This is a genomic window from Citrobacter sp. RHBSTW-00671, assembly GCF_014103415.1.
Taxonomy (GTDB): Bacteria; Pseudomonadota; Gammaproteobacteria; order Enterobacterales; family Enterobacteriaceae; genus Citrobacter.
Window position 1 is genome coordinate 4,798,968 of record NZ_JABXPR010000001.1, and the last position, 26,649, is coordinate 4,825,616.

General features: G+C 49.1%; 24 protein-coding genes and 5 pseudogenes. 11 read left to right on the top strand and 18 right to left on the bottom strand.

The window, feature by feature from the left end:
* Positions 1-29 precede the first annotated feature (29 nt).
* From HV261_RS22970 to HV261_RS22980, 3 genes are read right to left on the bottom strand one after another with little or no spacing between them, the layout of a single operon-like run.
* Positions 30-725 carry a LutC/YkgG family protein gene (locus tag HV261_RS22970; protein WP_202039620.1) on the bottom strand — a complete coding sequence of 232 codons (696 nt, stop codon included), beginning with the start codon at positions 723-725 and terminating at the stop codon, positions 30-32.
* Positions 718-2,145 carry a LutB/LldF family L-lactate oxidation iron-sulfur protein gene (locus HV261_RS22975; protein WP_202039621.1) on the bottom strand — a complete coding sequence of 476 codons (1,428 nt, stop codon included), beginning with the start codon at positions 2,143-2,145 and terminating at the stop codon, positions 718-720. The genes HV261_RS22970 and HV261_RS22975 overlap by 8 nt, the downstream gene beginning before the upstream one ends.
* Positions 2,146-2,155: 10 nt before the next feature.
* Complete coding sequence (locus tag HV261_RS22980; RefSeq protein ID WP_202039622.1) at positions 2,156-2,875, bottom strand: (Fe-S)-binding protein; 720 nt, start codon at positions 2,873-2,875, stop codon at positions 2,156-2,158.
* Between the two features lie 579 nt (positions 2,876-3,454).
* On the opposite strand from HV261_RS22980, the gene HV261_RS22985 reads away from it, so the two are divergent.
* On the top strand, positions 3,455-5,008 hold the full coding sequence (locus HV261_RS22985; RefSeq protein WP_202039623.1) for an L-lactate permease: 1,554 nt from the start codon (positions 3,455-3,457) through the stop codon (positions 5,006-5,008).
* Positions 5,009-5,508: 500 nt separating this feature from the next.
* Here HV261_RS22985 and pdxY read toward each other — a convergent pair whose 3' ends face one another.
* The 3 genes from pdxY to HV261_RS23000 form a co-directional block, all read right to left on the bottom strand.
* Positions 5,509-6,366, bottom strand: coding sequence for a pyridoxal kinase PdxY (pdxY, locus tag HV261_RS22990; RefSeq protein WP_202039624.1), 858 nt, complete (start codon positions 6,364-6,366; stop codon positions 5,509-5,511).
* An 11-nt stretch (positions 6,367-6,377) separates the two neighbouring features.
* Positions 6,378-7,643: an aromatic amino acid transporter gene (locus HV261_RS22995; RefSeq protein WP_137383860.1), complete on the bottom strand. Its 1,266-nt coding sequence runs from the start codon at positions 7,641-7,643 to the stop codon at positions 6,378-6,380.
* A gap of 189 nt (positions 7,644-7,832) precedes the next feature.
* Positions 7,833-9,203, bottom strand: coding sequence for a tyrosine phenol-lyase (locus HV261_RS23000; RefSeq protein ID WP_202039625.1), 1,371 nt, complete (start codon positions 9,201-9,203; stop codon positions 7,833-7,835).
* Positions 9,204-9,981: 778 nt separating this feature from the next.
* Here HV261_RS23000 and symE point away from each other — a divergent pair.
* The 4 genes from symE (at position 9,982) to tssD (ending at position 12,086) form a co-directional block, all read left to right on the top strand.
* Positions 9,982-10,344, top strand: a complete 363-nt coding sequence (gene symE, locus HV261_RS23005; protein WP_202039626.1) for an endoribonuclease SymE — start codon at positions 9,982-9,984, stop codon at positions 10,342-10,344.
* Between the two features lie 236 nt (positions 10,345-10,580).
* Positions 10,581-11,255: an Ssp6 family T6SS pore-forming effector gene (locus HV261_RS23010; protein WP_202039627.1), complete on the top strand. Its 675-nt coding sequence runs from the start codon at positions 10,581-10,583 to the stop codon at positions 11,253-11,255.
* 1 nt (position 11,256) lies between these two features.
* Complete coding sequence (locus tag HV261_RS23015; protein WP_202039628.1) at positions 11,257-11,604, top strand: hypothetical protein; 348 nt, start codon at positions 11,257-11,259, stop codon at positions 11,602-11,604.
* A gap of 2 nt (positions 11,605-11,606) precedes the next feature.
* Positions 11,607-12,086: an Hcp family type VI secretion system effector gene (gene tssD, locus HV261_RS23020; RefSeq protein WP_202039629.1), complete on the top strand. Its 480-nt coding sequence runs from the start codon at positions 11,607-11,609 to the stop codon at positions 12,084-12,086.
* Here tssD and HV261_RS23025 read toward each other — a convergent pair.
* The 7 genes and pseudogenes from HV261_RS23025 to HV261_RS23050 all read right to left on the bottom strand — a co-directional run bounded on the left by HV261_RS23025 (position 12,068) and on the right by HV261_RS23050 (position 16,186).
* Positions 12,068-12,388: a DUF1493 family protein gene (locus HV261_RS23025; protein ID WP_202039630.1), complete on the bottom strand. Its 321-nt coding sequence runs from the start codon at positions 12,386-12,388 to the stop codon at positions 12,068-12,070. The two genes, tssD and HV261_RS23025, sit on opposite strands and share 19 nt — an antisense overlap.
* 57 nt (positions 12,389-12,445) lie before the next feature.
* Entirely contained in the window at positions 12,446-13,426 is a 981-nt protein-coding gene (locus HV261_RS23030) for an IS5-like element ISKpn26 family transposase (protein ID WP_000019445.1), read from the bottom strand.
* On the bottom strand, positions 13,423-13,668 hold the full coding sequence (locus HV261_RS27780) for a DUF2971 domain-containing protein (RefSeq protein ID WP_239670530.1): 246 nt from the start codon (positions 13,666-13,668) through the stop codon (positions 13,423-13,425). The genes HV261_RS23030 and HV261_RS27780 overlap by 4 nt, the downstream gene beginning before the upstream one ends.
* A gap of 15 nt (positions 13,669-13,683) precedes the next feature.
* Positions 13,684-13,875: pseudogene (locus HV261_RS27785) on the bottom strand (hypothetical protein); the annotation flags it as partial.
* On the bottom strand, positions 13,872-14,492 hold the full coding sequence (locus tag HV261_RS23040) for a hypothetical protein (RefSeq protein ID WP_042201102.1): 621 nt from the start codon (positions 14,490-14,492) through the stop codon (positions 13,872-13,874). The pseudogene HV261_RS27785 and the gene HV261_RS23040, both read right to left, overlap by 4 nt.
* Positions 14,489-15,100, bottom strand: a complete 612-nt coding sequence (locus HV261_RS23045; RefSeq protein ID WP_042201100.1) for a DNA-binding protein — start codon at positions 15,098-15,100, stop codon at positions 14,489-14,491. Before HV261_RS23045 ends, HV261_RS23040 begins: the two co-directional genes overlap by 4 nt.
* 318 nt (positions 15,101-15,418) lie before the next feature.
* Complete coding sequence (locus HV261_RS23050) at positions 15,419-16,186, bottom strand: AraC family transcriptional regulator (protein WP_042201098.1); 768 nt, start codon at positions 16,184-16,186, stop codon at positions 15,419-15,421.
* Positions 16,187-16,294: 108 nt separating this feature from the next.
* Here HV261_RS23050 and HV261_RS23055 point away from each other — a divergent pair, with 108 nt between their 5' ends.
* The 3 genes and pseudogenes from HV261_RS23055 to HV261_RS23065 form a co-directional block, all read left to right on the top strand.
* Positions 16,295-17,083 (top strand): sulfite exporter TauE/SafE family protein, encoded by a 789-nt coding sequence (locus HV261_RS23055; protein WP_049040622.1) that lies wholly within the window; start codon positions 16,295-16,297, stop codon positions 17,081-17,083.
* A 236-nt stretch (positions 17,084-17,319) separates the two neighbouring features.
* A complete protein-coding gene (locus HV261_RS23060; RefSeq protein WP_202039631.1) occupies positions 17,320-18,129 on the top strand; it encodes a chaperonin in 810 nt (269 codons plus the stop codon).
* A 195-nt stretch (positions 18,130-18,324) separates the two neighbouring features.
* Positions 18,325-18,766 (top strand): annotated as a pseudogene (locus HV261_RS23065) (Tn3 family transposase); the annotation flags it as partial.
* A 174-nt stretch (positions 18,767-18,940) separates the two neighbouring features.
* Here the strand turns inward: HV261_RS23065 and HV261_RS23070 are convergent.
* Positions 18,941-19,261 carry a FlxA-like family protein gene (locus HV261_RS23070; protein ID WP_049040620.1) on the bottom strand — a complete coding sequence of 107 codons (321 nt, stop codon included), beginning with the start codon at positions 19,259-19,261 and terminating at the stop codon, positions 18,941-18,943.
* A gap of 242 nt (positions 19,262-19,503) precedes the next feature.
* On the opposite strand from HV261_RS23070, the gene HV261_RS23075 reads away from it, so the two are divergent.
* Entirely contained in the window at positions 19,504-20,472 is a 969-nt protein-coding gene (locus HV261_RS23075; RefSeq protein ID WP_166465259.1) for an IS5 family transposase, read from the top strand.
* A 621-nt stretch (positions 20,473-21,093) separates the two neighbouring features.
* A pseudogene (locus HV261_RS23080) lies at positions 21,094-21,360 on the top strand (transposase); the annotation flags it as partial.
* A gap of 12 nt (positions 21,361-21,372) precedes the next feature.
* On the opposite strand, the gene HV261_RS23085 reads toward HV261_RS23080, so the two are convergent.
* Together HV261_RS23085 and HV261_RS27790 are read right to left on the bottom strand one after the other, a co-directional pair.
* A complete protein-coding gene (locus HV261_RS23085; protein ID WP_001254932.1) occupies positions 21,373-22,524 on the bottom strand; it encodes an IS30-like element IS30 family transposase in 1,152 nt (383 codons plus the stop codon).
* Positions 22,521-22,601, bottom strand: a pseudogene (locus HV261_RS27790) (hypothetical protein); the annotation flags it as partial. The pseudogene HV261_RS27790 and the gene HV261_RS23085, both read right to left, overlap by 4 nt.
* On the opposite strand from HV261_RS27790, the pseudogene HV261_RS23090 reads away from it, so the two are divergent.
* A pseudogene (locus tag HV261_RS23090) lies at positions 22,592-23,491 on the top strand (IS3 family transposase); the annotation flags it as partial. The pseudogenes HV261_RS27790 and HV261_RS23090 sit on opposite strands and share 10 nt — an antisense overlap.
* A gap of 3 nt (positions 23,492-23,494) precedes the next feature.
* On the opposite strand, the gene HV261_RS23095 reads toward HV261_RS23090, so the two are convergent.
* Together HV261_RS23095 and HV261_RS23100 are read right to left on the bottom strand one after the other, a co-directional pair.
* Entirely contained in the window at positions 23,495-25,159 is a 1,665-nt protein-coding gene (locus tag HV261_RS23095; RefSeq protein ID WP_202039632.1) for a DNA methyltransferase, read from the bottom strand.
* A gap of 203 nt (positions 25,160-25,362) precedes the next feature.
* Positions 25,363-26,625, bottom strand: coding sequence for a tyrosine-type recombinase/integrase (locus HV261_RS23100; RefSeq protein WP_137400471.1), 1,263 nt, complete (start codon positions 26,623-26,625; stop codon positions 25,363-25,365).
* Positions 26,626-26,649 lie beyond the last annotated feature (24 nt).

A 26,649-nucleotide genomic window follows, 5' to 3' on the forward strand; every position in this document is an offset into this window, starting at 1 on the left:
GTAGCGCCAGAGCGGTTTTCCATCCTGCCTCAACAATCTTCAATAATCAGATACACCGCCTTCACCGGGCCATGCACCCCAACCACCTTGATAAGCTCAATATCCGCCGTTGAACTGGGTCCACTGATGATATTAATGCACGATGGCATACGCTCACCGGCCTGTGCTTTCTGATGCAGTTTTTCTGCCAGTTGCGCCACCCGCGGCAGGATGGTGCTTTTACGTAGCACGAATATCGAAGACTCCGGCAACAGGCTCAGGGAACGCCCCCGCTCGGGTGCAGAAAACAGCACCACGCCGCCGGACTCGGTCAGGCCATATTCGGCATACACCACACCGACTTTCGCCTGCTCGGCCAGGGTAATATTCTCTGCCCCGCGAGCCGGGTCCCAGACCACGGCATTGCATTCCTGCTGCAGGCGTTCGGTAATGCCCAGCGCCACCAGCCGGCTGTCGCCGCTCAGCACCACCGGCTGCTGACCCAATTCTTCGCACAGGCGGAGCGCCGCGTCTGCGGCCTGGTCCTCGCGAGTCAGCTCACAGCGGGCCAGCATCACGTCGCTGGCAAACTGAATAAACGCATCGCAGCGCTGCTCGGGACTAAGTTCGGTCAGGCGCTCGTTGGCATAGTTGTTCACCGGCGCGGCATCCGCTTGCGGTTCGAAGCGCAACGGGCGGCCCAGCGCCTGGGCGATGGTGTTTAAAAACGTGGTACGGTTATCCATTCTTTTTCTCCTGCGCCTGATGTTTCTTAAACCAGCTGCGGAAGCTCTCGCCGTCAGCATCAGGCAGATCGCGCGCCTCCATCCAGTCACCAATCGCGCCAACCTTGAGCGGCGTTTTGCCACCATTGATAAACCAGCTCGCCGCATGCGCGCCCGCCATCATCCCCACTTTCCACAGCCCTGGATGACTATTGGCATAGGCGAACATTTTGATCGCCCGGCGCTCGGCTTTCGGGGTAATGCCCTCTTCCGCCATAACGCGACGATGGCGCAGGATCAGTTTTGACAACGGAATGTGTACCGGGCAGACGCTGTCGCAGGCCGTGCAGAGCGAACAGGCATACGGCAGATCTTTAAAATCTTTATAGCCGCCGAGCAGCGGAGAAATCACCGCGCCGATAGGACCGGGATAGATTGAGCCATAGCCGTGTCCACCAATGTGGCGATAGGCCGGACAGGTGTTCATACAGGCTCCGCAGCGGATACAGCGCAGCACATCGCGAAACTCTGAACCGAGCACCTGCGAGCGACCGTTATCGACAATCACCAGATGGAACTCTTCCGGTCCGTCAACGTTATCCGCCTCACGCGGGCCGGTCAGCCAGGTGTTGTAGCCCGTCAGACGTGCGCCCACGGCGCTGCGCGCCAGCATGGTGATCAGCACATCCACCTCGGCAAAGGTCGGCGCGATACGCTCCATGCCCATCACCGCAATGTGCGTTTTCGGCAGCGTGGTACACATCCGCGCATTGCCTTCGTTGGTCACCAGACACACCGAGCCGGTTTCCGCCACGGCAAAGTTACAACCGGTAATGCCAATTTCAGCACTCAGGAAATCCTCACGGATCTTCTGACGAATGAACAAGGTCATGGCTTCCGGGGTTTCCGGGCCATCGTAACCCAGGCGCTCGTTCAGCACGCGGCGGATCTGATAGCGATCTTTATGAATCGCCGGAACCACGACGTGCGAAGGCGGGTCCTGATCCAGTTGCAGGATATATTCCCCGAGATCGGTTTCGATCACCTGAATTCCGGCATCCTGCAGCACATGGTTGACGCCTACCTCTTCGGTCACCATCGACTTGGACTTCACCACCTTCTTCGCGTTTTTACTCTGCGCGACCTGCAAAATGTAGCGGGTGGCCTCTTCTTTGGTTTTGGCGAAATAGACGTGACCGCCGTTTTGCGTCACTTTCTCGGAGAGCTGATACAGGTAAGCGTCGAGGTTGCTCAGAACGTGATCGCGGATCTGGCTGGCACGATCGCGCCAGTCTTCCCAGTGGCCTAATTCATCGACCATTTTCTGCCGATTCGCGCCGATACGCTCCTGCGCATTGGCCACGGCTTTGCGCATGATCGGATCTTCTATCTGCTGACGAATACGCAGTTTAAATTCTACATCGCTGGTTTTTATCGACATCTCATTCCCCTCAGCGGCTCATCAGCACTTCAGCAATATGCATCACTTTGACCGGCTGGCCTTCCCGTTGCAGTCGGCCGCCAATGTTCAGCAGGCAACTGACGTCCGCGCCAATCAAATACTCCGGCTTCGCATCCATCAGATGTAAGACTTTCTCTTTCACCATCTCGCCGGATATCTCGGCCATCTTGACCGAGAACGTCCCGCCAAAGCCGCAGCAAGTGTCCTGATCGGCAAACGTCAACAGCTCCAGTCCGCGCACGTTTTTCAGCAGCGTGAGCGGCTCTTCCTTCACCCCCAGCTTGCGGGTCAGGCTACAGGAAGGATGATACACGGCGCGGCCCTGCAGGCTGGCGCCGACATCCACCACGCCCAGTTTGTTGACGATAAAAGAGGTCAGATCCTGCATACGGGCGGCAACTTTCTCAGCACGCAGCGCCCATTCCGGTTCATCGGCCAGATAGGTCGGGTAGCTTTTTACCGCGTAGGTACAGGAGCCTGCCGGGGAGATAATCGGGTCGTCGTTGTCTTCCAGGGCGGCGATCAGGTTTTTCATCCCCGGGATCGCTTCTTGGATATAGCCGCTGTTGATGGCTGGCTGACCACAGCACCCCTGTTTTTCAGGGAAATTCACGCGGCAGCCCAGTTTTTCCAGCAGCAATACGGAGTCTCGTGCCATCCGTGATTTCAGTGCATCACCAATACAGGTGACAAAGAAATTTACATTCACAATAACTACTCCATTGCTTCATTTCTGTTTATTGCGCTTGATATCGCGATATCAAGCAAAGGTTCAGCCGTATATCACGCCCAGTTTTTCGTTTTTTGGTTTTACTCATGCCTGGATTCATGGTGATGTTCGGATCGTTTTCCGTTGCTGGCGACTCTCCGCGTCTTATATCAGGACAATCGCAAATGTCTGTATTTTCATTTGTATGACAAAAACAAATAATCCTCTAATCGACTCGCGCATGCAACACCCTGGTTTATTTCTTTCGGCCTTGCTCACATTTTTATATTGAAAACCACCGCGTTATTAACACCTTAAAAACAGTTTCAGGTGAGTACTACTCTCGTCATTACCATTATTAAAAAGGTTATTAAATAACTACTTATAGGTATTAGGCTTACTCTTAAGTATATTTATCTGACAGCGGGTTTTAATTAAAAGATTACAATAGTTACAAAAGCATTAATCATAATTACTTTATTCACTGAAGCGATTCAGTTTACATACTTTATTAGAGCAGCAATGTAGCCTCCCCGTCATAAATATAAATCAGGTTTAATGAACCAATCGGGAATAGCAATGAACGAATATTTTATGTTTGCCCTGGCACTCTCTCCGTTACTACTGATGGTATTTTTAATATTGAAATTGAAAATGCCCATCCATTATTCTGTGTTGATCTCTTTAGTATTCACCGCCGCGCTATCAGCGATATTCTGGGCGATGCCGGTACAGAATCTGCAAGCCGCAATAGGCTATGGCGCACTGAAGGGATTATGGCCGATTGTGATTGTGATCCTCGGCGCTATCTTCAGTTATAACGTCATGCAGGCGACCAAAGCGCTGGATATTCTGCGCGATATTCTCGCCAGCATTAGCGAAGATAAGCGTATTCAGGTGTTGCTGATTTCATGGTGCTTTGGTGGATTTCTTGAAGCCGCGGCGGGTTATGGCACGGCGGTCGCCATTCCGATCGGCATTCTTATCGCACTGGGATTCAACCCGCTGAAGGCGGCGATTGCCTCTCTGGTGGCAAATACCGTACCTACAGCGTTTGGTGCGGTGGGTATTCCCGTCTCCATACTGGCGGAACAGGTTAACCTGCCGGTTTATACCCTCGGCGGAACCATTATTCTGCAGCTCGCGCTGTTTAATATCCTGCTGCCATTTGTGATTATTTGCATTATTGGCGGCGGTCTGAAGGCTATTCGCGGCGTATTTCTGATCACGCTGATTTGCGGCATCACCACGCTGGTTCCGCAATATTTTGTCGCTATCCATCTTGGCGCGGAATTACCCGCCTTTGCCGGAAGCCTGGTCAGCCTGTTTGCCGTGGCCATTGCCAGTCGCCTGCGCAAAGGGAAAACCGATCCCGAATGGCGCATTGAGGTCAGCCATACCCGCGAAACCACACCGCGCTCGGCAAAAGTGTTGTTCCGCGTGGGCTCTATTTATCTGTTTATTTTCGTGTTTATCCTGTTGTGCTCACCATTATTCCCGTCAGTAAAAGCCGCGGCGTCCCAACTGGCCTCGGTGCTGCATTTCACGCTGGCCGATGGCCAAACGCTGGCGCTGAAAGTGGAATGGGTAACCACGCCGGGGATGCTAATCATCTTTGCGACCATCATCGGCGGTTTTATTCAGGGAGCATCTGCACGCGGGATGCTGGAAGTGTTTATCAAAACCATTTTCCAGCTTAAAAACTCTATCGTCGCGATTATGGCGATCGTCGCGCTGGCCACAGTGATGGATCTCAGCGGGATTATCTCCACGCTGGCCCAGTCGATTGTCGATCTGACCGGCAGCTCGTACGTCTTCCTCGCCCCGGTCATCGGCGCGCTGGGCACGTTTGTGACCGGCAGCGACACCAACTCGAACATTCTGTTCGGCAAGCTGCAAACCATAGCTGCCAGCAAGTTACATATCGATCCCAACTGGCTGGCGGCGGCCAATACCTCTGGCGCAACGGGCGGGAAAATGATCTCGCCGCAAAGCATCGCCATTGCGGTTTCGGCCACCAAAATGGACGGCCAGGCCAACCAGATAATGTCCGGCACCATGAAATACTGCTGTGCCTACATCGTGATCCTTGGTTTAAAAGTTGGCCTCTTTTACTACTGGTTTATGGCGTAACGTATTGTCAACCCCGTCAAATTTGCGGCAATCGTTTTTGACGGCATAGTGACCAAAAAGGTTTACACCGCCTTAAGATCGGAACAACGCCGTTGGCTTTACGATTTGTCGGCGCTGACTAAAATAGCGCCGATGTTTCAAATCGAGGATTGTTGTTATGTTGTTCTGGAAAAAGATGGTGAAGAAGTTCGACGCTTTCTCTGCGTTGATTCCACCACGCTACTTCCGCGTGTAAAACCTGGCACTTATGCCTGATGGCGCTTCGCTTATCAGGCCTACATTTCACACTTATTTGTAGGCCTGCATTTCACGCTCATTTGTAGGCCGGATAAGGCGCGAGCCGCATCCGGCAGCGACAGCGGCGTAAAATGCTCACCCCTTTCTCTTACGCAGTCCGCACGCTCTTAACATCACGACCCAAATACGCAGCCACGCAAAACGGTAGACCAACGGATGCTGAAGCCGCAGCAATGTCAGAAACACAGAGCCCCCTTGCGGCGTCAGATCACCGTTGCCTGATAGCGAACCGGTGGGTCCATAATCTGATGACGCGCGTCTATCAGCCGCAGTTCATACGAGTCGCGCTCTTTCGTCAGCCGCATCACCGCATCGACAACACTGGTCGTCCGCTCCAGCGCCAGCTTGTCCTCATAGCCATTGAGCAGTGAGGCCAGCATCACGCTGCAAATCAGATCCCCAACGCCCACCGGCATTTTGGCAAAGGTATACAGCGGCCGGGCGATGTGTAACGTCTGTTCCGCCGTCACCAGCAGCATTTCAAACGCCTGCTTATCACGTGAGCAGTCGCCGAGATGCTTCACCAGCACCTTCTTCACACCCCACGCCACCAGCTGCTGCGCCGCTTCCACCACCTCGTCAAAACTACGCAGTTGTCTGCCCGTCAGCACGCCCAGCTCATACAGATTCGGCCCCATTATGTCGGCCAGTTGAATGGCGTCATCGACAAAAAAGGACTCCACGCCCTGCGCGACAATGCAGCCTTTTTGCGGGTCGCCCATTACCGGATCGCAAAAGTAGAGCGCCTGCGGGTTACGCTGGCGAATGGTGGTGACCGCGTGCTTTACCTCTTCGCAATGACGTTTATCACCGAGATAACCCGACAGTACGGCATCGCATTGCGCCAGCTTTTGCAGGTCGTCCAGCCCGCTGATGATGGCGCTCAGCTCGCCGTGCGGCATCGCCATGCCCTGCCACATCCCGTACTGGGTGTGGTTGGAAAACTGTACGGTGTAAAACGGCCAGACATCGATCCCCGAGAGCTGCATCGGCAACACGGCGGCTTTATTTCCGGCATAGCCATAAACGACTGACGACTGAACAGACAACACGTTTTTCATTTTGACTCCGTCTAACGAAACGTTGGCAGCAGACCAAATACGTCGAGAACAACCGTCAGATAAACAACCGCCCCACAGACAATCACCAGATTGAGCACGGTGTTATTACACGGCGCGGTATAGCTGGCGGTCGGAAAACGTTTTCGCGCCGCTTTCACCAGGAACGGCGGCAGGATCACGCTCCAGATGGTAAAGGCCAGGCCGGCGTAACCAATCGCGTGCACAAAACCGTTCGGGAAGAAGAAGCACACGGCGGCTGGCGGAAAGTAGGTCACCAGCGCGGTTTTCAGGCGGCCCATGCCGTCATCCGGGAAGTGAAACAGGTCGGCGATATAATCGAACAAGCCAAGCGTCGCCGCCAGCAGGGAACTGGCTACTGCGAAGTTGCCGAAGAAGGTCAGGATCAGATCCATATAGCGGCTGGTGAACAGTTCGCTGATCGCCTCGACAAACACGTCAATATTGCCGCCTTTGGCGATAATCGGCGGGAATGAGGAACGGCTGATGTTACCCATCGTGACGCCCAGCCAGAAGATGTACAGCAGCAGGGCAAACAGCGTGCCGATGATAATCGAACGCGTAATATGTGAGACACCGCCCTTGCCATACAGCTTGACCAGGCTCGGCACGTTACCGTGAAAACCAAACGAGATAATACAGAACGGCAGCGTCATCAGAATGTACGGCAGGTACTGCGAATTCGGCAGCGCTACCGCTACGCTGTCCACGAGTTTCGCCACTTCGATATGACCGACCAGCCCGGAGAAGGTGGCAAAGAACGCGATAAATTTACCGATAATCAACACAGTGGTGATGCGCCCGACCAGCAGTGAGCTGTACCAGGCAATCGCCCCGACCAGCATACTGACGATCACCACCGAGATATTCGCCGGAAAGCGCACGCCGCTGTATTTGAACACGGTTTGCGCCATCACCGCCGACGAACCAGAAATATAAGCATAGGTCAGAATATACAGCACAAAGCCGAAAGCGATACCGACCACGATATTCCACTTTCGGCCTAATAAATCCTGGGTAAAGGTATTAAAACTGGCACCGGCGCCATAATGCAGGTTAACTTCAACCAGCATCAGACCGGTTAATAACATCATGATGGCGATAAACAGAAGAATAACAGAGGCGCCGGGAAACCATACGCCGGCCATCGCAATCGGCAGGGAAAACATCCCGCCACCCACAACGGTTGCGATAACCAACATGGTTCCGCTAATCAGTCCGGGGGTACTACTCTGTCGCTCAATGGCATTAATATCCATGATAAATGTTCCTGTAGACTATTCGTTATAATTACAGCTGTCATTTGTACATCATGCGGATAATAAAAATGTCGGAGTCAGGGTTTGCTTCTTTTAGTTATGTCACGGTAACGGGCACCGCAAAGGCTTCCTGTTCATGGAAAAGAAAGACAAAAAAGCCCCATCTGATGATGGGGCCATAAAAATAATTTAGATATAATCAAAGCGTGCAGTAAAGAAGCGCAGCTGCTTCGGCTCGTAAATAAACTTCAGCCCGCGAATATCTTCTTTGTGCTGGTAAAGTTTAATAATACCGTCAGCCACGACATCCATATGTGCGTAGGTATAAACACGACGTGGAATAGTCAGACGCACGGTTTCCAGTTTCGGTCTGTGGTGTTCACCGGTCATATTATTACGGCCCGCAGAGATAATTCCGCGTTCCATACTGCGTACGCCAGTTTCCACATAGATGCTGGCAGCCAGGCTTTGCGCCGGGAACTCGTCCTGCGTCAGATGCTCGCAGAAGCGACGCGCATCGAGGAATACCGCGTGACCGCCAACCGGTTCAACAATCGGTACACCAGCGGCTTTCAGCTTGTCGCCCAGGTAGCGAACCTGCTTCACGCGGTGCTCGATGTACTCATATTGCATGGCTTCGCGCAGGCCAATCGCCATGGCTTCCATGTCGCGTCCGGCCAGGCCGCCGTAAGATGGCATCCCTTCATAGACCACGACTAACTCTTTGGCAGAAGAGAACATTTCGTCATCGTTCATGCACAGGAAGCCGCCGATGTTCACCAGACAGTCTTTTTTACCACTCATGGTACAACCGTCGGCGTAGCTGAACATCTCATGCACGATCGCGGCGATGCTCTTGTTCTCAAAGCCCTGCTCTTGCTCTTTGATAAAGTAGGCGTTTTCCACGCAGCGGGTGGCATCGTAGAACACTTTAATGCCGTGTGCTGCCGTCAGTTCACGCACCGCACGCATGTTCGCCATCGAGACTGGCTGCCCGCCCGCGAGGTTCACCGTCACCGCCAGGCAGATATAGGCAATATTCTCAGCGCCTTTTTCATCAATCAGCTTTTGTAATTTTTTAAGATCGATATCACCTTTAAATGCAATATTCAGACCGGCATCGTGCGCTTCGTCACGCACGATATCGACAAATACCGCACCATTTTTTTCCTGGTGATAACGGGTGGTGGTGAAATACATATTCCCGGCAACATATTGCCCTGGTTTAATAGCCAGTTGTGATAATAAGTTTTCTGCGCCGCGCCCCTGGTGAGTCGGAACAATATGTTTAAAGCCGAACAGTTCCTGCACGGTTCTTTCCAGATGATAGAAGTTTTCGCTGCCCGCGTAGGCTTCATCACCCATCATCATTCCGGCCCACTGCTTATCGCTCATCGCGTTGGTGCCACTGTCGGTCAGCAGGTCAATATAAATATCTTTCGAGTTTAACAGGAAAGTATTGTAACCCGCTTCCTGCATTTTCTTAAGGCGCTCATCACGCGGGATCATAGATACAGTTTCAACGCTTTTAATACGGAAGGGTTCTGCCGGATAATTCATTTTGTTTCTCCAGTAACAGTGGTCATGTACGTATTAATGTGAAGTAAAGCATATCGGGTTCATCAGTAAGCCTTGATGAAATATAACTATTCGCCTCCTGATCCAGGGGGAGAAATAATGTGCAGGCACTATGCAAGATTTGATTGATTATGGAAATAGCCCGGTCAACATTAATCACTGGCAATAATTTAAAAAGCTGTAAATGTGAGTGATACAAATCACACGTCATTTTTTTACCCGTTCATATTCAACAAGTTTTTTTTTGCGTGTTGATTTGCCGTTCGCGGTAGTGCGCCCGTGGAGAGGGGAAATACTGAAAACTTAACTTTCCAGGCTGTGCTCATTATGTATTGGTGAATGAGTACACCCCGTTTTGTGAGAGTCGGATCACTTCATGAGATTATATTTGTGATTCACATCACTAAAAGTGTAAAGCAAAGTGTACAAAATGGTGTTGTTTCAGAGTTTGCTATTTGCTTCCGTGAGTTAGATCGCATTTTTTGCCCGATGCCGACAGGCGTTGTTTTCTGGAACGCGGGAATATTTGGGCGTGTAAAAGGTGATGAATTTATATGGTGAATAATACGGAATTATTGGGATGAAGGAGTTTTCTATTTATTCCAAAAGCGTGCTATTCGCGCTTATTTCATTGTATTTACATCTGGACTTCACCCGAGGTACTGGCGTAATTTACAGGGGTTTTATTAGCGCGATGCGAAGGTGCTACCAACACCCCCGCATCGCTGATCGCAGTCACTATTTACAAGGAATAGTCACCATGACTGATACGCATTGTATTGCAGTTTCGTTTGATCCAGAAGTGCACGCCGCAGATAACCGTCGCCTGAAGGTGGGTTATGCGAGCCGTTATCCCGATTACAGCCGTTTGCCGGTGAAGTACGTCCAGTTTCCGTCCATTGTGATGAAGGGGATGTGGCTGAAAGCCGCCGGATTCGACACCGGCACCCGCGTCGATGTGCGCGTAATGCAAGGCTGCATCGTGCTCACCGCCCAAAAACCCCAGCCCGAAGAGTCAGCGCTGATGAAATCGCTGCGCAAAGTGGAAAAACTGTCGGCACGCAAACAAAAGCAGGTGCTGGAGTTTATCGCGGTGATAGCGGGGAAAGCGTCGAAGGGGTGAGTGTGTGATTGTCATTGAGGCGCCTGCGGGCGCCTTTATTGGTGACGAATTTTCATGTGATTTTTTATATCAGCACCAGAATATTTAGTTTAAGAATAAATATCTCTAATTAATAATACATATCGATATTCTTAATGTTATTTGAGAAACTGTTAGTTAGGTCAACTATTTCACCATCAATTTTTGTTATTTACATGTTATCGTTTCCAGCCATCTTATTTTATTAAGGGATTGCCATGGCCGATATAGAAGGCATTGCAAGAAGGATCTATAACATTATCATTTCACCTGATACAGTCACAGGACTTATCAATGGTGGTCTGTCTGTTCCTTTAGATTATGGATATATGATTTACGGTGTCTTTGATACAGACAGCAGATTTAAACGAGAAACAGAACGTATTCGCATCATGACAGCCATAAAAAATGACATTCTAAATTATGAGAATATCGTCAATGCTGTTTCTCGCATCTTTCATCTTTTTAACAATTTCTTATCCGAAAAGGCACAAGAAAAAATATACAGAGTCGTTATTACATCTATAGCTGGAAGGATTATTGCAAATACAATCGCCTCAAACATTGCGAAAGCCGTTATCGAAAAAACATCTTTCACTTATGTTGTCTTTGAGGGTAAAGGTAATCCCATAACACTGTTAAGCACCTTCCTTTTATTGGGAGGTATGACCGAACGTTCTATCAGGACATCAGATGGCCTCAGTACAGATGCACCCGAGATATACGCGTTATTAAGACCTCATGATTACGATCTTCTTTATTTTCTTTTCATTGATGCAGTACAACCTTTCGTTGATGCTATACATGCTGGATATACAGAAGGAAAACCTGTTTTTATAAAAATAATTGAGTTAGTGGGAGAGCATTTAAACAACAAATCTAAGGTCTGGTAACATGAAAAAACTTATCACCCTAATAATAAACTTATTGTTTTGTGGTTATATTGCCAGCCTATGTTTAATTTCTCTTCTGGAGTTCGATTTATGGCAAGATAAAATCCTTGCCATTATTATCATCGTTGGAAGTGCTTATATCATCGCCTTTATAGTCAATAGGTTCTTACCAACAAAGATATGCCTGATGGGCGGAGTACTTGACCTATTATCCGGGCCATTGCTAATCGCAGGGGTCCTCGCCTGTTTCTCTTTTCTTGACCCCTGGCCCATAAAAATTATTGGAACGTTCATTTGGATTATCATCATGCTTTATTTCCCTTCCCATATAAATATAGATAAGGACTAATCATGTCAAACCCAGCCTATCTGTGGTTAACCGATGCAAATGGTTCCCCTGTAATGGGAAACTCACAAGTCGCTGGACGCATTGGTGCTATTGAACTGAAAGCAGTCACTCATCACCTGTCTGTCCCTGTAGATGGAAATACAGGTAGACTAACAGGAACTCGTGTGCACGCACCGATTACAATACAGAAAGAGTTTGATAAAACAACGCCCCTTTTGTATAAGGCGTTAAGTGAAAACCAGACATTAAAATCAGCCACAATAAAAATGTATCAAATTCTGGAGGTTGGTATTGAAAGTGAATATTTTAATATCATTTTAGAAAATGTAAAAGTGACAGGCATCACACCAAATTTATTCCCCGGTTCGGGAACAGGAACCCATAATGAAACTATTCAGCTAAGATATGAAGCTATTACCTGGAAGCACTGTGATGGGAATATCATTTATAAAGACGCCTGGAATCACAGAGTAATTTCGTGACTGTTATTGAGTATCTCACCAGCACAGAAAGCATGTGCTGGTGATGAAAGCATATATTCCGTGGACAAGCGAAGCAATCCCTCTTTAATAAACAGCGAGATCAACCTATAAACTTTTAGTAAACTGATATTGCCATTATTCTCAGGATAGTAAAATTCAATCTTAAAATTCCCTCTGGCTACCTGAAAATCTTTAAAAAACTCATCCATTAGGGAAGGTGCGAATAAGCAGGTCATTTCTTCCCAAGCTGACTCGCTGATTAAAATTTCGCGGATCTGGGCCGATTTTTTTCCCGCAAACACATCGAATCAGCCTATTTAGGCTATTTTTTCCACCATTTCTGGCGTTATTTCCGGTTTTTACTGAGATCTCTCCCACTGACGTATCATTTGGTCCACCCGAAACAGGTTGGCCAGGGTGAATAACATCGCCAGTTGGTTATCGTTTTTCAGCAGCCCTTTGTATCTGGCTTTCACGAAGCCGAACTGCCGCTTGATGATGCGAAACGGGTGCTCCACCCTGGCACGGATGCTGGCTTTCATGTATTCGATGTTGATGGCCGTTTTGTTCTTGCGCGGATGCTGCTTCAAGGTTTTTACCTTGCCGGGACGCTCGGCGATCAGCCAGTCCACATCCACCTCGGCCAGCTCCTCGCGCTGTGGCGCTCCTTGGTAGCCGGCATCGGCTGAGACAAATTGCTCCTCTCCATGAAGCAGATTACCCAGCTGATTGAGGTCATGCTCGTTGGCCGCGGTGGTGACCAGGCTGTGGGTCAGGCCACTCTTGGCATCGACACCAATGTGGGCCTTCATGCCAAAGTGCCACTGATTGCCTTTCTTGGTCTGATGCATCTCCGGATCGCGTTGCTGCTCTTTGTTCTTGGTAGAGCTGGGGGCCTCAATGATGGTGGCATCCACCAAAGTGCCTTGGGTCATCATGACGCCTGCTTCGGCCAGCCAGCGATTGATGGTCTTGAACAATTGACGTGCCAGTTGATGCTGCTCGAGCAGGTGGCGGAAATTCATGATGGTGGTGCGATCCGGCAGGGCGCTATCCAAGGATAATCGGGCAAACAGGCGCATGGAGGCGATTTCGTACAGGGCATCTTCCATGGCACCGTCGCTCAGGTTGTACCAATGCTGCATGCAGTGAATACGCAGCATGGTCTCCAGCGGATAGGGCCGTCGGCCATTGCCCGCCTTGGGATAAAACGGCTCGATGACAGCGGTCATATTCTGCCATGGCAGAATCTGCTCCATGCGGGAGAGGAAAATCTCTTTTCGGGTCTGACGGCGCTTAGTGCTGAATTCACTATCGGCGAAGGTGAGTTGATGGCTCATGATGTCCCTCTGGGATGCGCTCCGGATGAATATGATGATCTCATATCAGGAACTTGTTCGCACCTTCCATAGAGTACCCGGTTTTTAAACACCTGATATTGAGTTAATTCCAGGGAGGCAAGCAGCTCTTCATCATCAAATTCCAGGCACACGCCCTGAGAGCTGCCATAACCCCGCCACTGGCTTAACAGGTCGGGTTCGAGACAGAACGACAGGTTATAGACATGAGCAGCCCGGTGCATTCTGAAGTGTGTCAGTGCCTGTTCGATGAACTTCAGGGTTTTCGGGTTAAAGTCGTCCCTCAGGTACTGCAGGGCATTCTCAAGGCAGTTCATTCCGTGAGTCAGCTCATTGCTGTCATTGAGGAAGGAAAAGTGCGTCGCCCACAGTGAGCCTGATTCGATGATGCCCTTCAGTCCGTTCAGGTCAGTGTAATGATAAATCTTCATCTGGCAGCCTCCTGACTGTCCGGGCCCTGTTCGCACTCAGTTTTCTGCATGTCAGACAGAAACGGGAACGCCTTAAAAGCGGCTTCCCTTGCTTCTTCTATGGACTGTTCCCAGGCCTGCCATTCCGGGTCCGCAGCCAGCACTTCGTCGGCGGTATCGCGTAACCAGGCATACAACTTTTCGCCACCATTGAGATCAACCCGACGGGTTTTTACCGGGTCTTCATGCTTCATGATATTGCGCAGAAGTTTTCCCAGTGGGCCACCTGACTCGACAGCTTCAGCCGGGATATACTCCGGATATTCTGGAAACTGATCCAGCGTCAGATCTATATATTCCCCGTCCAGCAATACGATGACATGCCCGTGAACCGTTGAGTTTTCCGCTTCCTGAAAGCCTGCGTTCCCTTCCATAAAAATGATGCACGGATGGCATCCCTCAGTATCTGTCAGGTACTTCGCCAGTGTGTTGCTGGCTAAATCGCAGCTGCCGTGCGGGAAATTCCTCAGTTCCTCTTTCCATCGAGGAAAATGACGGCACCCGTCAGCCCGTTCACCGGCGCCAAGCTCCAGCGCCCGCCGAAACGCCTTTATACGTAATGTTCTTTCCTGTCTCATTTCTTCACCTTCCCGTCATGGCGGGCCAGGGCCAGCAGTTCGGCCTGAAGCTGACGACCGTCCTCCCGGGACTCCTTCAGCTCCGCTTTCGTGTCCTGCAGCTGCGCCGCCAGGTGTTCGCCGGTGGCGGTCAGGCGGGCCACCTGCTCACGCAGCGGCAGCGCCTCCGCGCGCAGCTCGCGCACCTCCTGCAGCAGGCGGTCACGTTCGGCTACCACCTCGCGCAGCACCGCCAGCTCGCTCTCCAGGGCAGCCACCTTCGCCAGGGCCTCATCCCGCTCCTGGTCGGCACGGGCTATGTCGTCGTCAGCCTGCTCACGCGCCGCCAGGACCCCGGCTTCAGCCTGTTTCACGGCCGCCTGCCACAGCAGCCCCAGCTGGCCGGTCAGCAACTGCGCCAGCTCCGGCGGCAGGGGCGCGGTCTGCTCAGCGGCCTGCTCGCGCTGGCGGGCGCGGAACGCGCGCATCACCGGGGAGATGTGGGACAGGGAGCCGCCGCCGAGGTACTGACGGACCTGCTCGTTGGTCGGGTTCAGGGTGCCGGCGGCGATCAGGGCGGCAGCGGCGTCTTCAATGCGGCGGACGGTGTCCGGGGAGAGGGTGGTCATGGTCTGGCTCCGGTTTTACAGGGAATGACATCATGGTACGTCCGGTGCAAAAAAATAAACAATACATAAAATACAAATAATACATACAATACATTTGATACATATCGTACATACAGTACAGAACCTACATACAGTTTCTCTCCTGTCTCGTTGAGATCCGAAAACCCCTGAAGTCGGATCTTTATTAGCTGCCGGTTCGGAGGGATGTATGAGACAGTAGCTGGTAAGAACCTTCGTGCGAAGGGTTATCTTTCACAACTGGCAGAAGGTTCGCTTTGAGCGAATAGTGCACATTATGAATATGCAGTCGTTTTGAGATTATACAGGATGATAAAATGAGGGTGTCTGCCCCGTAACGCGGCGGAACATCGTCGCGAACGATGAGGCATTGTCGTATCCAAGAGAGAGCGCCACGTCAAACACCGGCCTGCCTGTTATCAACAACGCCAGCGCGCGGACCACACAAGCTCGCTGGCGCCAGGCCGAAAATGACATGCCGATTTCCCGTAAAAAAAGGCGGCGAAATGTGCTGGCGCTCATAAACAGCGCCCTGGCCCAGCGCTCAGCAGGATCGTGAACAGACGGGGCGATTAAAAACGCCTGACAAAGCGCCAGCAGAGCCGGATGTCGGGGAAGCGGAATGTCGAACTCGCGAACCGGCATTGCCGCCAGTTCCAGTAATAGCAACTTTACCAGCGCACAATCGCGTGCGCTTTCATATAGCGGCGGCAAATCCACCGCTTCAAGCAGTAACTGACGTAGTAATGGCGATACGCTTACCACTTCACAGCGACGGTGTTTAATAAACCCCATCGTGTATGTGGGTTCAATATATAAGCTACGGGTGGTAACGCCCACAAACCGGACCGCGTGTATGGTGTCGGGTGGGATCCATACCGCATGCTGTGGGGGAACCACCCATTCTCCGTCACAGGTTGAAACGTGCATCAGTCCTGTTGCGCCATACAGAAGCTGCGCGCGGCGGTGCTGGTGTGGTTGCAGGAAAAATCCCTCCGCATAGTCGTTTCCTAGCGCTACTACCTCCCGATTCAGATGATCTAAATCGTCAATTTTTCTGTTTCGCACATTCGCCTCCTTCTGACCGATTTGAAAGGATAATTGAGCGCTATGCAAATGGGAAGCGTGGCACCGGCGCGATAAGCTGCTGGCTCATTTTCACAACGAGATACTTCTTTGAACGATCTGATGATTATCGCACTGGCCGGTTTTACTACCGGCACGACAACAGTGCTTTTTGGCTTTGGCGGCGGCTTTGTAGTGGTACCGTTTGTTTACCAGCTGCTGGTGCGGCAGCCACCGCTGGCAAGTGATGCGATGCATATCGCCGTGGCCACTTCAACGGCGGTGATGATTTTTAACGCGGGCTGGGTCAGCTTTCAAAACTGGCGTGCGGGCAGGCTTTCTTTGCCCATCTTATTCCCGCTGTTGTGGTTTATCGCCGTGGGCGCAGTGGCCGGTTCGTGGTTGGCGGGAATATTAAGCGAGGTGTTGATTCGCGAGCTGTTTATTTTTTATATGCTGATTACAATTGGGGACTGTCTGTTGCGCAAAGGTTTCTTCAGCGGCAATGCTCCGCGTCGTTTGTCACTTTTGACGGTCACCGGTGGCGGTATGCTAATCGGCACAATTGCCGCATTGCTGGGCGTGGGTGGCAGCGTAATGACGGTGCCGTTGTTGCGGCGACACGGTCATACGATGCGAGAGTGTATTAGCGCGGCTAATCCGCTTTCCCTGCCGGTGGCGTTGTGCGGTGCGGTGACCTATGCGATAAGTGGTTGGCACAAAATTTCGGCAGGCGGTTTTGTGGGTTTTATCAGCCTGAAGATTCTGGGCCTGCTCCTGGTGGCTGGCTGGGCGGGTATAGTATTTAGCCGCCGGGTGATTCCCGCCGTCCCTGATGTCTGGCACGCGCGAATCTACGTGATGCTGTTGTGCATGGTACTGGTGGCTATGTTGCTTTAAGCAAATCCTGCTTTGCAGATTTAGTTGCTTTTACAGCGGCAATATCTGCATAAACGTCCGTTTCTGGCACAAAGTGGAGGGCCGCACTCAAGGTCCGCTTAGAGCGAGAAGCAGACTGTTACGCGTTGAAGTTAATTGTATTACTTAGGTAAACATTATCATTTTCCTGACGTTAAGTTGTATCTTTGATAGGATTAAAAAAGGTAAAGATAGCTTATGCTACTGAAGGAATAAAAATGACAAAAATTAGTGAACGATGGAAGCACAATGGCGTTACTAAAGGTTATTGCAATATTTGTGGAAAATTTGACTTGCTCACAAAAGATCACGTCCCTCCAAAGTGCGCCATAATCTTAGGTCCTGTCCTTCAGAAAACAGTTAGCGAATTTTTTAATGCCCAGGAACCAGTTAAACCATTAAATGCTAAAAACGGATCTTATTTCAGAACCATTTGCAGTCACTGCAACAATAAGGTGTTAGGTGGGTTCGATGTTGCAATTGAAAATGTAGCAAACTCCTTTAAAGAACAGTTGAGTCAATATATGAATGGTATGAATGTATATCCATTCATTAGAATACCTTTTGATAGCATATCTTTCACTAAGGCTATGATTGGACACGTGCTATCAGCAACTTCAGTTGAAGATTGTAAAAAAGAACCCGTAGATAGCCCCTTCTATACACCTTTAAAGGATTATGTTTTGGGTAAAAATCCAAGTTTTGAGGAGACTCATGATATTTACTACTGGTTTTACCCACACAGAATGCACATATCCGCTCAAAGCGTAGCATTTATGAACGAAGGACATGTGGCATTTATTTGTGCTTTACATTTTTTCCCTATCGGTTTTATTATCACAATGAAAAATGAAGGAACATACCCTGCCCACTCAACAAAATTAGATCTTGAAGATAAATTCCTTACATTTAATATGACCTCTATAAATTATGAGTATACGACATTTCCATTTGTAAATCTTAAGGGAAACCAAATGTATGCTATAAGCAACGGCCATACTTGTGTTAGTTATCCAATAATTAAGTGACTGCTAAATTATACAATCGACGCATGTTCACTTTCTACATATACCATCTATAATGTCCGCTCTTGGCACGCAGCGGACGAGCTAACAAATCTGAAGGTCCGCTGTGAGCGAAGAGCGGAAGTGAGAATTTGTCATGATTACCCTGATGCGGGACTAACATTGGCCTCTGATAATCAATGGAGAGCAGGTCAGGGTGACCAGTTCCATCTGAAAGAGATCGAAATTCACTGGCGTGAAGTGCTGCGCCTGGCAACCTCGATAAAGCAGGGAACCGTGACGAGCCAGCTACCCCAAGCAAAACGGACTTGCCAAAGCACTGAGGAAAATTGGCCGTATTGAACGAATGCTGTATATGCTCGACAGGTTCCGCGATCCGGCACTTCGTCGGCGGGTCCAGGCGGGACTGAATAAAGGAGAAGCCCGTAACGCGCTGGCGCGCGCGGTATTCCTTCTCCGTCTGGGTGAAATCAAGGATCGTAAACCGGAAAATCAGAGCTACCGCGCCAGCGGACTGACGCTGCTGACGGCAGCTATCTCGTTGTGGAATACCGTCTATATGGAAAGAGCGGTCGATGCCCTGAAGCGTAAAGGGATGAAGATCAACGAGCAACTGCTATCGCATTTGTCCCCGCTAGGCTAGGAACATGTTAAGTGAGAGAACCTCTACAAGTAAGGTTATTAATTGAATGATTTAAAGGGTCCGGCGCCACGGTCATCTCGGTGACGTCTGTCCGGAGACCTTTGAATAGGCCTCGTCACGAGGCCAAAATTATTCAACGGTTGTGAGGGTTGTCCACACCGGAATACCTATTCATACATAAACATCAATAGTATTTTCGAGGTTCTTATCTTCCCTTTTACCTGACTGAGTCTGCGTTTCCTTGTCCTGCTTCTCAGCCTGCTGTTTTAGTAACTGTTGTAATTGAGCAGACAAACTTTGAATTTGCTTTTGTATGATAGCCACCATCTCTTTCTTCTGATCTGTTGTCATACCATCTTCTGACGACACCTTACCAAGTTTTTCTGTAAGTGACTGTATCTTCTTTAAAATTTGTGATATCTGAGATGATTCACTATTAGCTGAACTGTTAGAACTTTTTATACTTGTATTAGTTTGTATTGATATAGACATAGAACCTCCATGGTAAATATATAGGTGTATCGGCATATACGCAGATATACTTTAGAATTCTTATGATTTATTTTTTCATTTTTTTCAGGCTGTTATATAGACTGGCTTGTTGCGGTGTTTAACGTATTACCAGACATGATTTTGAACGCGCTGGACAGCGTGGTGAGTGAATATCTTTTGGCTGAAGGCCGGAAAGTACATACTCTTTTTGGCTTTGTTGAATAAATCGAACTTTTGCTGAGTTGAAGGATCAGATCACGCATCTTCCCGACAACGCAGACCGTTCCGTGGCAAAGCAAAAGTTCAAAATCACCAACTGGCCCACCTACAATAAAGCCCTCATCAACCGTGGCTCCATAACTTTCTGGCTGGATGATGAAGCTATTCAGGCCTGGTATGAGTCGACAACGCCTTCATCACGGGGAAGACCTCAGCGCTATTCTGATCTCGCCATCACCACCGTTCTGGTCATTAAACGCGTGTTCAGGTTGACCCTGCGGGCTGCACAGGGTTTTATTGATTCCATTTTTACACTGATGAATGTTCCGTTGCGCTGCCCGAATTACACCAGTGTCAGCAAGCGCGCAAAGTCGGTTAATGTCAGTTTCAAAACGTTCACCCGGGGTGAAATCGCGCATCTGGTGATTGATTCCACCGGGCTGAAGGTCTTTGGTGAAGGCGAATGGAAAGTCAAAAAACACGGCAAAGAACGCCGTCGTATATGGCGAAAGTTGCATCTGGCAGTTGACAGCAACACACATGAAATCATCTGTGCAGACCTGTCGCTGAACAATGTGACGGACTCAGAAGCCTTCCCGGGTCTTATCCGGCAGACTCACAGAAAAATCAGGGCAGCATCGGCAGACGGCGCTTACGACACCCGGCTCTGTCACGATGAACTGCGGCGTAAGAAAATCAGCACGCTTATCCCTCCCCGAAAAGGTGCGGGTTACTGGCCCGGTGAATATGCAGACCGTAACCGTGCAGTGGCTAATCAGCGAATGACCGGGAGTAATGCGCGGTGGAAATGGACAACAGATTACAACCGTCGCTCGATAGCGGAAACGGCGATGTACCGGGTAAAACAGCTGTTCGGGGGTTCACTGACGCTGCGTGACTACGATGGTCAGGTTGCGGAGGCTATGGCCCTGGTACGAGCGCTGAACAAAATGACGAAAGCAGGTATGCCTGAAAGCGTGCGTATTGCCTGAAAACACAACCCGCTACGGGGGAGACTTACCCGAAATCTGATTTATTCAACAAAGCCCTTCAAATAAAAAAAGCGGTCCGGCGACATCCCCCGGACCGCTTCAATAAACTGTCTGATGTTATGTATTCATCAGTTTGCAAATATCATACCAGCTTATGGTTCAGATAGCCACGTTGCTTAATTGTTGTGCAATGTAACAAATGTGAGGTATGTGTAGGTAATCGTTATTTTTAGGACTTAATGCACCGGTATTCTGGGCTTCAAATTCATCGGGGTAATGGCAAGTTAATGAAAAAAAGACCATTCCTCACGGGGGAAAAATGGTCGAATAATAGTATCCTGGTTCTGTGTACGTCAGGGTTCCAGTAGGATAGCGTCTATTGTCATGAACGAAACGACAAATAAGGGGGTAAATATGCCTCATTTTTGTTAAGGAATTGTCTATATGAACTGTTACTCAGTTTCTGTCCGTGAAATGGTCAGTATCAGGTATCAGACAATCATATCCTTTTATCTCACTGAGATTCCGGGCTGGACTTGATATCATCTTGTAGTGGCATAGTGAATTTGGCCACCTGAATAGAGGTGATATCATCACCTCATAGTCAAAACAGGTGACATTATGACCGGACGTAACAGACGCAATTTTAGCCCCGAGTTTCGCCTCGAGGCTGCCCAGCTTGTACTCGATCAGCATTACACCGTTGCCGCCGCTGCCACTGCGATGAATGTCGGCAAATCCACGATGGATAAATGGGTTCGACAACTGAAAGAAGAGCGAGCGGGAAAATCACCCATAGCTTCACCCATGACACCTGAGCAGATTGAGATACGTGAGTTGAAGAAAAGACTTCAACGCGTTGAAATGGAACGGGATATATTAAAAAAGGCTACTGTAGATTCAATCTGTCAATGCAACACCCCTTTCAATTATCTCTTTCGGTGTTTTGAACTTCAGTGTCTTTCTCGGTCTGTTGTTTAGCTGAGCAGCAACCAGATCTAGTTCATGTTGAGTATATTGGGCAAGACATGTCTTTTTAGGAAAGTACTGCCGAATTAGCCCATTTGTGTTCTCATTTGTTCCCCGCTGCCAAGGACTCTGAGGATCGCAGAAGTAAACTTTAACGCCGGTGCTGACAGTAAATTCTAGATGTCTGGCCAGTTCCATTCCTCTGTCCCATGTCAGTGATTTTCTGAGTTCTGACGGTAAACTCAGGAATTTGTCGGTAAGAGCCTGATTTACTGAGACAGAATCTTTGCCCCTGAGTCTAAGGATGATCGTATAACGTGATTTTCGGTCTACAAGTGTGGCTATATGAGAGTTTTTTGTACCTGAGACTAAATCGCCCTCCCAATGCCCCAGAGAGCGTCTGTTATCGATATTTCGGGAACGTTCGTGAATTGGTGTTCCGTTCACTATGTTAATCGTACCTCTTTCGCCTTTGCGGGTATGACGCCTGCCATGGCGAAGGCTATGCGACCGTCGCAGATGCTGTATATTCAGGTGGTGTAGCGCTTCACGGCTACGAAAGTACAGCGTTTTATAAATTGTCTCAGGTGATATTCGCAGCGTTTTTTGACGTGGTTTTGTTCGCCTTAACCATCCTGATATTTGCTCTGGAGACCATTTCATCTCCAGCTTTTCCAGAACAAGCTTTCGCAATGGTAAATTTTGATCCAGTAAGCACGGTTTTGGCCTTTTCGCCATTCTGTTGGCTCGGTTATTAGCATCAACAGCTTTGTAATAGCGTCTGCCCCGATTACGCTGAACTTCACGTGAGATCGTCGAAGGACTGCGATTCAGCGCAGTAGCTATCGCACGAATGCTCATTTTGGCTGACAAACCAGCTCGTATCTCCTCGCGCTCAGACAGTGTCAGGTGAGCTACAGCCCGCTTACGCTCATGGGGTTTTATGCCGCCAGTATCCCTTAACATAGTGAAGATCGTTCCGGGTTTTGAACCCAGGATATTCGCTATTTCACTGAAGCCTGTTCCGTTCTTCCATAGTTCAAAAACAGAGGCTTTTTCCTCTGCTGTAAATGTTCGTCTCATTCAAAAAACCTCCGCAACCCCATGTTTTCACATAACTGTTGCGTTGACCAATTGAATCTACAACCGCGCTCTTGATGTCAGACTCCCTGAACAATTCTCATTAGTTGAGAAACTCAGGGCGCGGTTTCCTGTTGCCGTTGTGTGCAACGTGTTTGGGGTTCATCGCAGCAGTTATAAATACTGGCGGCAGCCCAGGAAGCCTGACGCCACGAGAGTGGCATTACTGAGCCTTGTGCGTGAAGTTTATCGCGAAAGTAACGGTTCAGCAGGAGCGCGAAGCATTGCCGCAATGGTCACCACCAAAGGTATAAAACTGAGCCGCTGGCGGGCAACAAAGCTGATGAAAGCGCTCAATATTATCAGCTGTCAGCAACCTGGCCATCGTTATAAGAAGGCGTCTAAGGAACACATTGAGATCCCTAATTATCTGGATCGCCAGTTTGCTGTTACCGAGCCTAATCAGGCCTGGTGTGGTGATGTGACTTATATCTGGACGGGAAAACGCTGGGCTTATCTGGCTGTTGTACTCGATTTGTTTTCCCGTAAACCGGTTGGCTGGGCGATGTCATTTTTCCCTGATTCCGCACTGACAGGTAAAGCCCTGTCGATGGCCTGGGAAGCACGGGGAAAACCGGCTAATTTACTGTATCACTCGGATCAAGGCAGTCACTATACCAGCAGGAATTTCAGACAGTTACTGTGGAGATATCAGATAAAGCAAAGCCTGAGTCGCCGGGGAAATTGCTGGGATAACAGCCCAATGGAACGGTTCTTCAGAAGCCTGAAAACAGAGTGGGTACCGGATAATGGCTACGCGAATTTTAGCCAAGCCAGCACGGCAATAACGAATTACATCACAGGATATTACAGCCAGCTCAGACCTCATCAATATAATGGTGGTTTGACGCCGAATGAATCAGAACGATTGTTCTGGAAAAACTCTAAAGCTGTGGCCAGTTTTTGTTGACCACTACAGGTAAGCAATATGAATACTCAGTCCCAGTTCGAATATAGAAGGCCATAATGTTGCTACCTGCTCTCCCTGACATAACGAATTTGTAGCTACCAATGCCAGCTCAGCACGGCTATTCTGGATATATTGCGCTCCCTTCCAGAACCAGCAGGCAACAAAATCCAAACCGCCTAATGACTTAAAACCTCTAAATACCGCCTGCATATCAGCACGCTGTTCATCAGAGCGGCCTAACGTCCCTAAAAACGGCGGGTTACCAATCACATAAACTTCATCATCAGTCCCCTTTGGACACACTGCCTGCCAGTCTTTTTGCAGGCTATTACCGCTCCAAATTTTACCTGATGATCGCAACGGCAACGCTGGTGGTGCTGAACCAATATGTTCTTCCCACTGCTTATTTAGTTGATGCTCCGCAAGCCAGAGAGAAAGCCGAGCTATTTCACAAGCAAAATCATCAATCTCAATGCCGTAAAACTGGTCGAGATGGATACCGCTCATAAAAATGGATTGTGGGTCGCATTGTAAAAGAGCCTGAATCACGTCCATTTCTAAAAGACGTAGTTCTTTATAGGAGACAATCAAGAAGTTCCCTGAACCACACGCAGGATCAAAAACCTTCATTTTCCCCAGACGGAGAAGCAACCGTTTGAGACCATTCGTGTTTGTGCGTTGTTTTTCAAGCTCTGAACGCAATGGCTCCAGAAATAATGGTTGTATAACTTTCATGATATTGCTGTATGAAGTGTAATGCTGTCCTAAGCGGCTACGCTGCTCCACATCAATCACAGCTTGGAACATGCTGCCGAAAATGTCAGGGTTAATCTCACTCCAGTCCATTGCACTGCATTCAAGTAAGATACGTCTGCCCTTCAACCCCAACTCTGGAACAGGCTCATCACTGGCGAATAAACCACCATTAACATAAGGGAATGCGGCTAAATGAATCGGAAGTGACAGGCGTAATTTGCTATTCGGTTTGCTGTTCATCACGGCAAACAGATCTGTCAGAAACTGATCTAAATCACTGCCATCTTCGGCGGTGTAGCTCTTAACTGCGGAAGTAAACTGACCTTTTTCAAAGATGCCCGTGTCTTCGGCAAAAAAGCAAAACAACAAACGAGTGAGAAAAACATTAAGCGCGTGAATATCTTCTGCTTTGCTTAAATCATTACGCTCCTTGATAAGATCAAACAGCTTTCCCATCTTCTCAGCGGCTTTCACATCGGCCGGGTTTTCACTATTGAGAATAGCCTTTTCCAACCCTACCAGCGGTAAGAAAAAACCGTAGTTACGTGGTAACTCTTCAAACTCAATATCGAGACGTTCCTGTGTCAGTGTGTCCCAGGCTAAAAAACGAACAAAATTTGTTATTAGAACAAAGCGGATCTTATTTTTTACAACTGCCGCATCGGCAATACGTTGGTCAAAAGCAGATTCAAGATCATCATTATCCGCTACTGGCTGGTAGTAGAGTTTATTTTTTAATGCAACGTGTCCTAGCTCTTTCGCAACATTACGCGCCCCACCTTGCCGAATCTGACTCAGGGTAGATTTAGGGAACTCAAAAGCAGTTAAAAAGCCGTATATAAATTCATTTTTCTCAGTGCCTTCAAGTAGTTGCTCGAGATGCTCAAAAATTTTCGCCTGATTAACAGCCATTATTTTTCCTAAAAAATACAGTACCCGTAGAGGATGATGCACTCATTCTAACCGAAGAAAATTTTATCAAGTAGTTCCAATGCGTTACCTAGGTTGTATCAAAAAAATAGAAAACTTAAGCCCTATGCCTGCCACCGCAAGGCGGCAGGCTTCGCTCAGAGTACTTAATCGTCAGCGGAAATTTATCCTCAAGACAGCCGTTACTACCGCGTAGACTCTAGTTTCCCAAAATCAAACGGACTAACCCCTTTCTCCCGATTAGCATCCAGATAATCCGCCCACCATTGCAGCATCAACCGGCGCTCCCCCAGATGCTCCGCTTTATGGATGTAGGCAGCCCTAACAGAGCTACGCTCCTGATGGCTCATCTGCCTTTCTACCGCATCCCTCGACCACAATCCTGATTCAATAAGTGAACTACAGGCCATCGTCCTGAAACCATGCCCACAGACTTCTGTTTTGGTGTCATAGCCCATAACTCGCAAAGCCTTGTTCACCGTATTCTCACTCATCGGCTTATGCGGATCGTGATCGCCCACAAAAATCAGCTCTCGATTTCCATTCATGCTTTTGATCTTTCCCAAAATAGCTAAGGCCTGCCGCGATAAGGGTACAAGATGGGGAGTTCGCATCTTCGAACCACGCTGAGAATGTTTAACACCGTCCAACGGTTCACGCTCACCGGGGATCATCCACATGGCCGTTTCAAAATCCACTTCTGACCAACGGGCAAAGCGCAGTTCGCTTGAACGGATGAAAACTAACAAAGTGAGTTCGACAGCCAGTCGAGTTAACGGCCTGCCGGAGTAATGATCAATGCGGTGAAGTAATTCAGGTATGCGGTTAAGCTCCAGAGCCGCACGATGCTGTCTTTTAGCAGTGGCAACCGCACCGGCAATCTCTTGCGCGGGGTTGTAGTCGATTAAGCCGCTCTGAACGGCAAAGCGCATAATCGCGGTAGTTCGCTGCTGTAAACGGGCGGCGACTTCAAGACGTCCGGATGACTCCACCGCTTTAATGGGTACAAGAAGATCCCGAGTCTTAAGCTCTGCAATGTTCCGCTTACCGATAGCAGCAAAGAGATTATCTTCTAGGCTTTTCAATACACGAGCACTATGCGATGCAGACCACTTCTGATTACTGGCATGCCAGTCTCTGGCGACCACTTCAAACGTTATCGCCTCTTGCTCCTGTTCTACCTTAACCGCTTTCTTGTTTTCACTGGGATCGACGCCGTTCGCTAAAAGCTTACGCGCTTCGTCTCGCCGCGATCGAGCATCAGCTAACGAAACTTCAGGATACTTCCCTAGCGCCAGCATCTTCTCTTTACCACCGAAACGATAACGAAACCGCCAGTATTTGGAGCCGTTAGGGTGAACCAGCAAAACCATGCCTTCACCATCAGTAAGTTTATAGGCTTTTGCTTCAGGCTTTGCCGAACGAACCTTCACATCACTCAGAGCCATGATGAATATCCTTTCAAGGGTTCT

Coding starts and splice junctions, on each gene's coding strand:
- pdxY (WP_202039624.1), bottom strand. CDS start 6,366: ATGAAAAACGTGTTGTCTGTTCAGTCGTCAGTCGTTTATGGCTATGCC.
- HV261_RS23030 (WP_000019445.1), bottom strand. CDS start 13,426: ATGAGCCATCAACTCACCTTCGCCGATAGTGAATTCAGCACTAAGCGC.
- HV261_RS22995 (WP_137383860.1), bottom strand. CDS start 7,643: ATGGATATTAATGCCATTGAGCGACAGAGTAGTACCCCCGGACTGATT.
- HV261_RS23100 (WP_137400471.1), bottom strand. CDS start 26,625: ATGGCTCTGAGTGATGTGAAGGTTCGTTCGGCAAAGCCTGAAGCAAAA.
- HV261_RS22975 (WP_202039621.1), bottom strand. CDS start 2,145: ATGTCGATAAAAACCAGCGATGTAGAATTTAAACTGCGTATTCGTCAG.
- HV261_RS22970 (WP_202039620.1), bottom strand. CDS start 725: ATGGATAACCGTACCACGTTTTTAAACACCATCGCCCAGGCGCTGGGC.
- HV261_RS23045 (WP_042201100.1), bottom strand. CDS start 15,100: ATGACCACCCTCTCCCCGGACACCGTCCGCCGCATTGAAGACGCCGCT.
- HV261_RS23040 (WP_042201102.1), bottom strand. CDS start 14,492: ATGAGACAGGAAAGAACATTACGTATAAAGGCGTTTCGGCGGGCGCTG.
- HV261_RS27780 (WP_239670530.1), bottom strand. CDS start 13,668: ATGCACCGGGCTGCTCATGTCTATAACCTGTCGTTCTGTCTCGAACCC.
- HV261_RS23085 (WP_001254932.1), bottom strand. CDS start 22,524: ATGAGACGAACATTTACAGCAGAGGAAAAAGCCTCTGTTTTTGAACTA.
- HV261_RS23060 (WP_202039631.1), top strand. CDS start 17,320: ATGACAAAAATTAGTGAACGATGGAAGCACAATGGCGTTACTAAAGGT.
- HV261_RS23070 (WP_049040620.1), bottom strand. CDS start 19,261: ATGTCTATATCAATACAAACTAATACAAGTATAAAAAGTTCTAACAGT.
- HV261_RS23015 (WP_202039628.1), top strand. CDS start 11,257: ATGAAAAAACTTATCACCCTAATAATAAACTTATTGTTTTGTGGTTAT.
- HV261_RS22985 (WP_202039623.1), top strand. CDS start 3,455: ATGAACGAATATTTTATGTTTGCCCTGGCACTCTCTCCGTTACTACTG.
- HV261_RS23000 (WP_202039625.1), bottom strand. CDS start 9,203: ATGAATTATCCGGCAGAACCCTTCCGTATTAAAAGCGTTGAAACTGTA.
- tssD (WP_202039629.1), top strand. CDS start 11,607: ATGTCAAACCCAGCCTATCTGTGGTTAACCGATGCAAATGGTTCCCCT.
- symE (WP_202039626.1), top strand. CDS start 9,982: ATGACTGATACGCATTGTATTGCAGTTTCGTTTGATCCAGAAGTGCAC.
- HV261_RS23010 (WP_202039627.1), top strand. CDS start 10,581: ATGGCCGATATAGAAGGCATTGCAAGAAGGATCTATAACATTATCATT.
- HV261_RS23095 (WP_202039632.1), bottom strand. CDS start 25,159: ATGGCTGTTAATCAGGCGAAAATTTTTGAGCATCTCGAGCAACTACTT.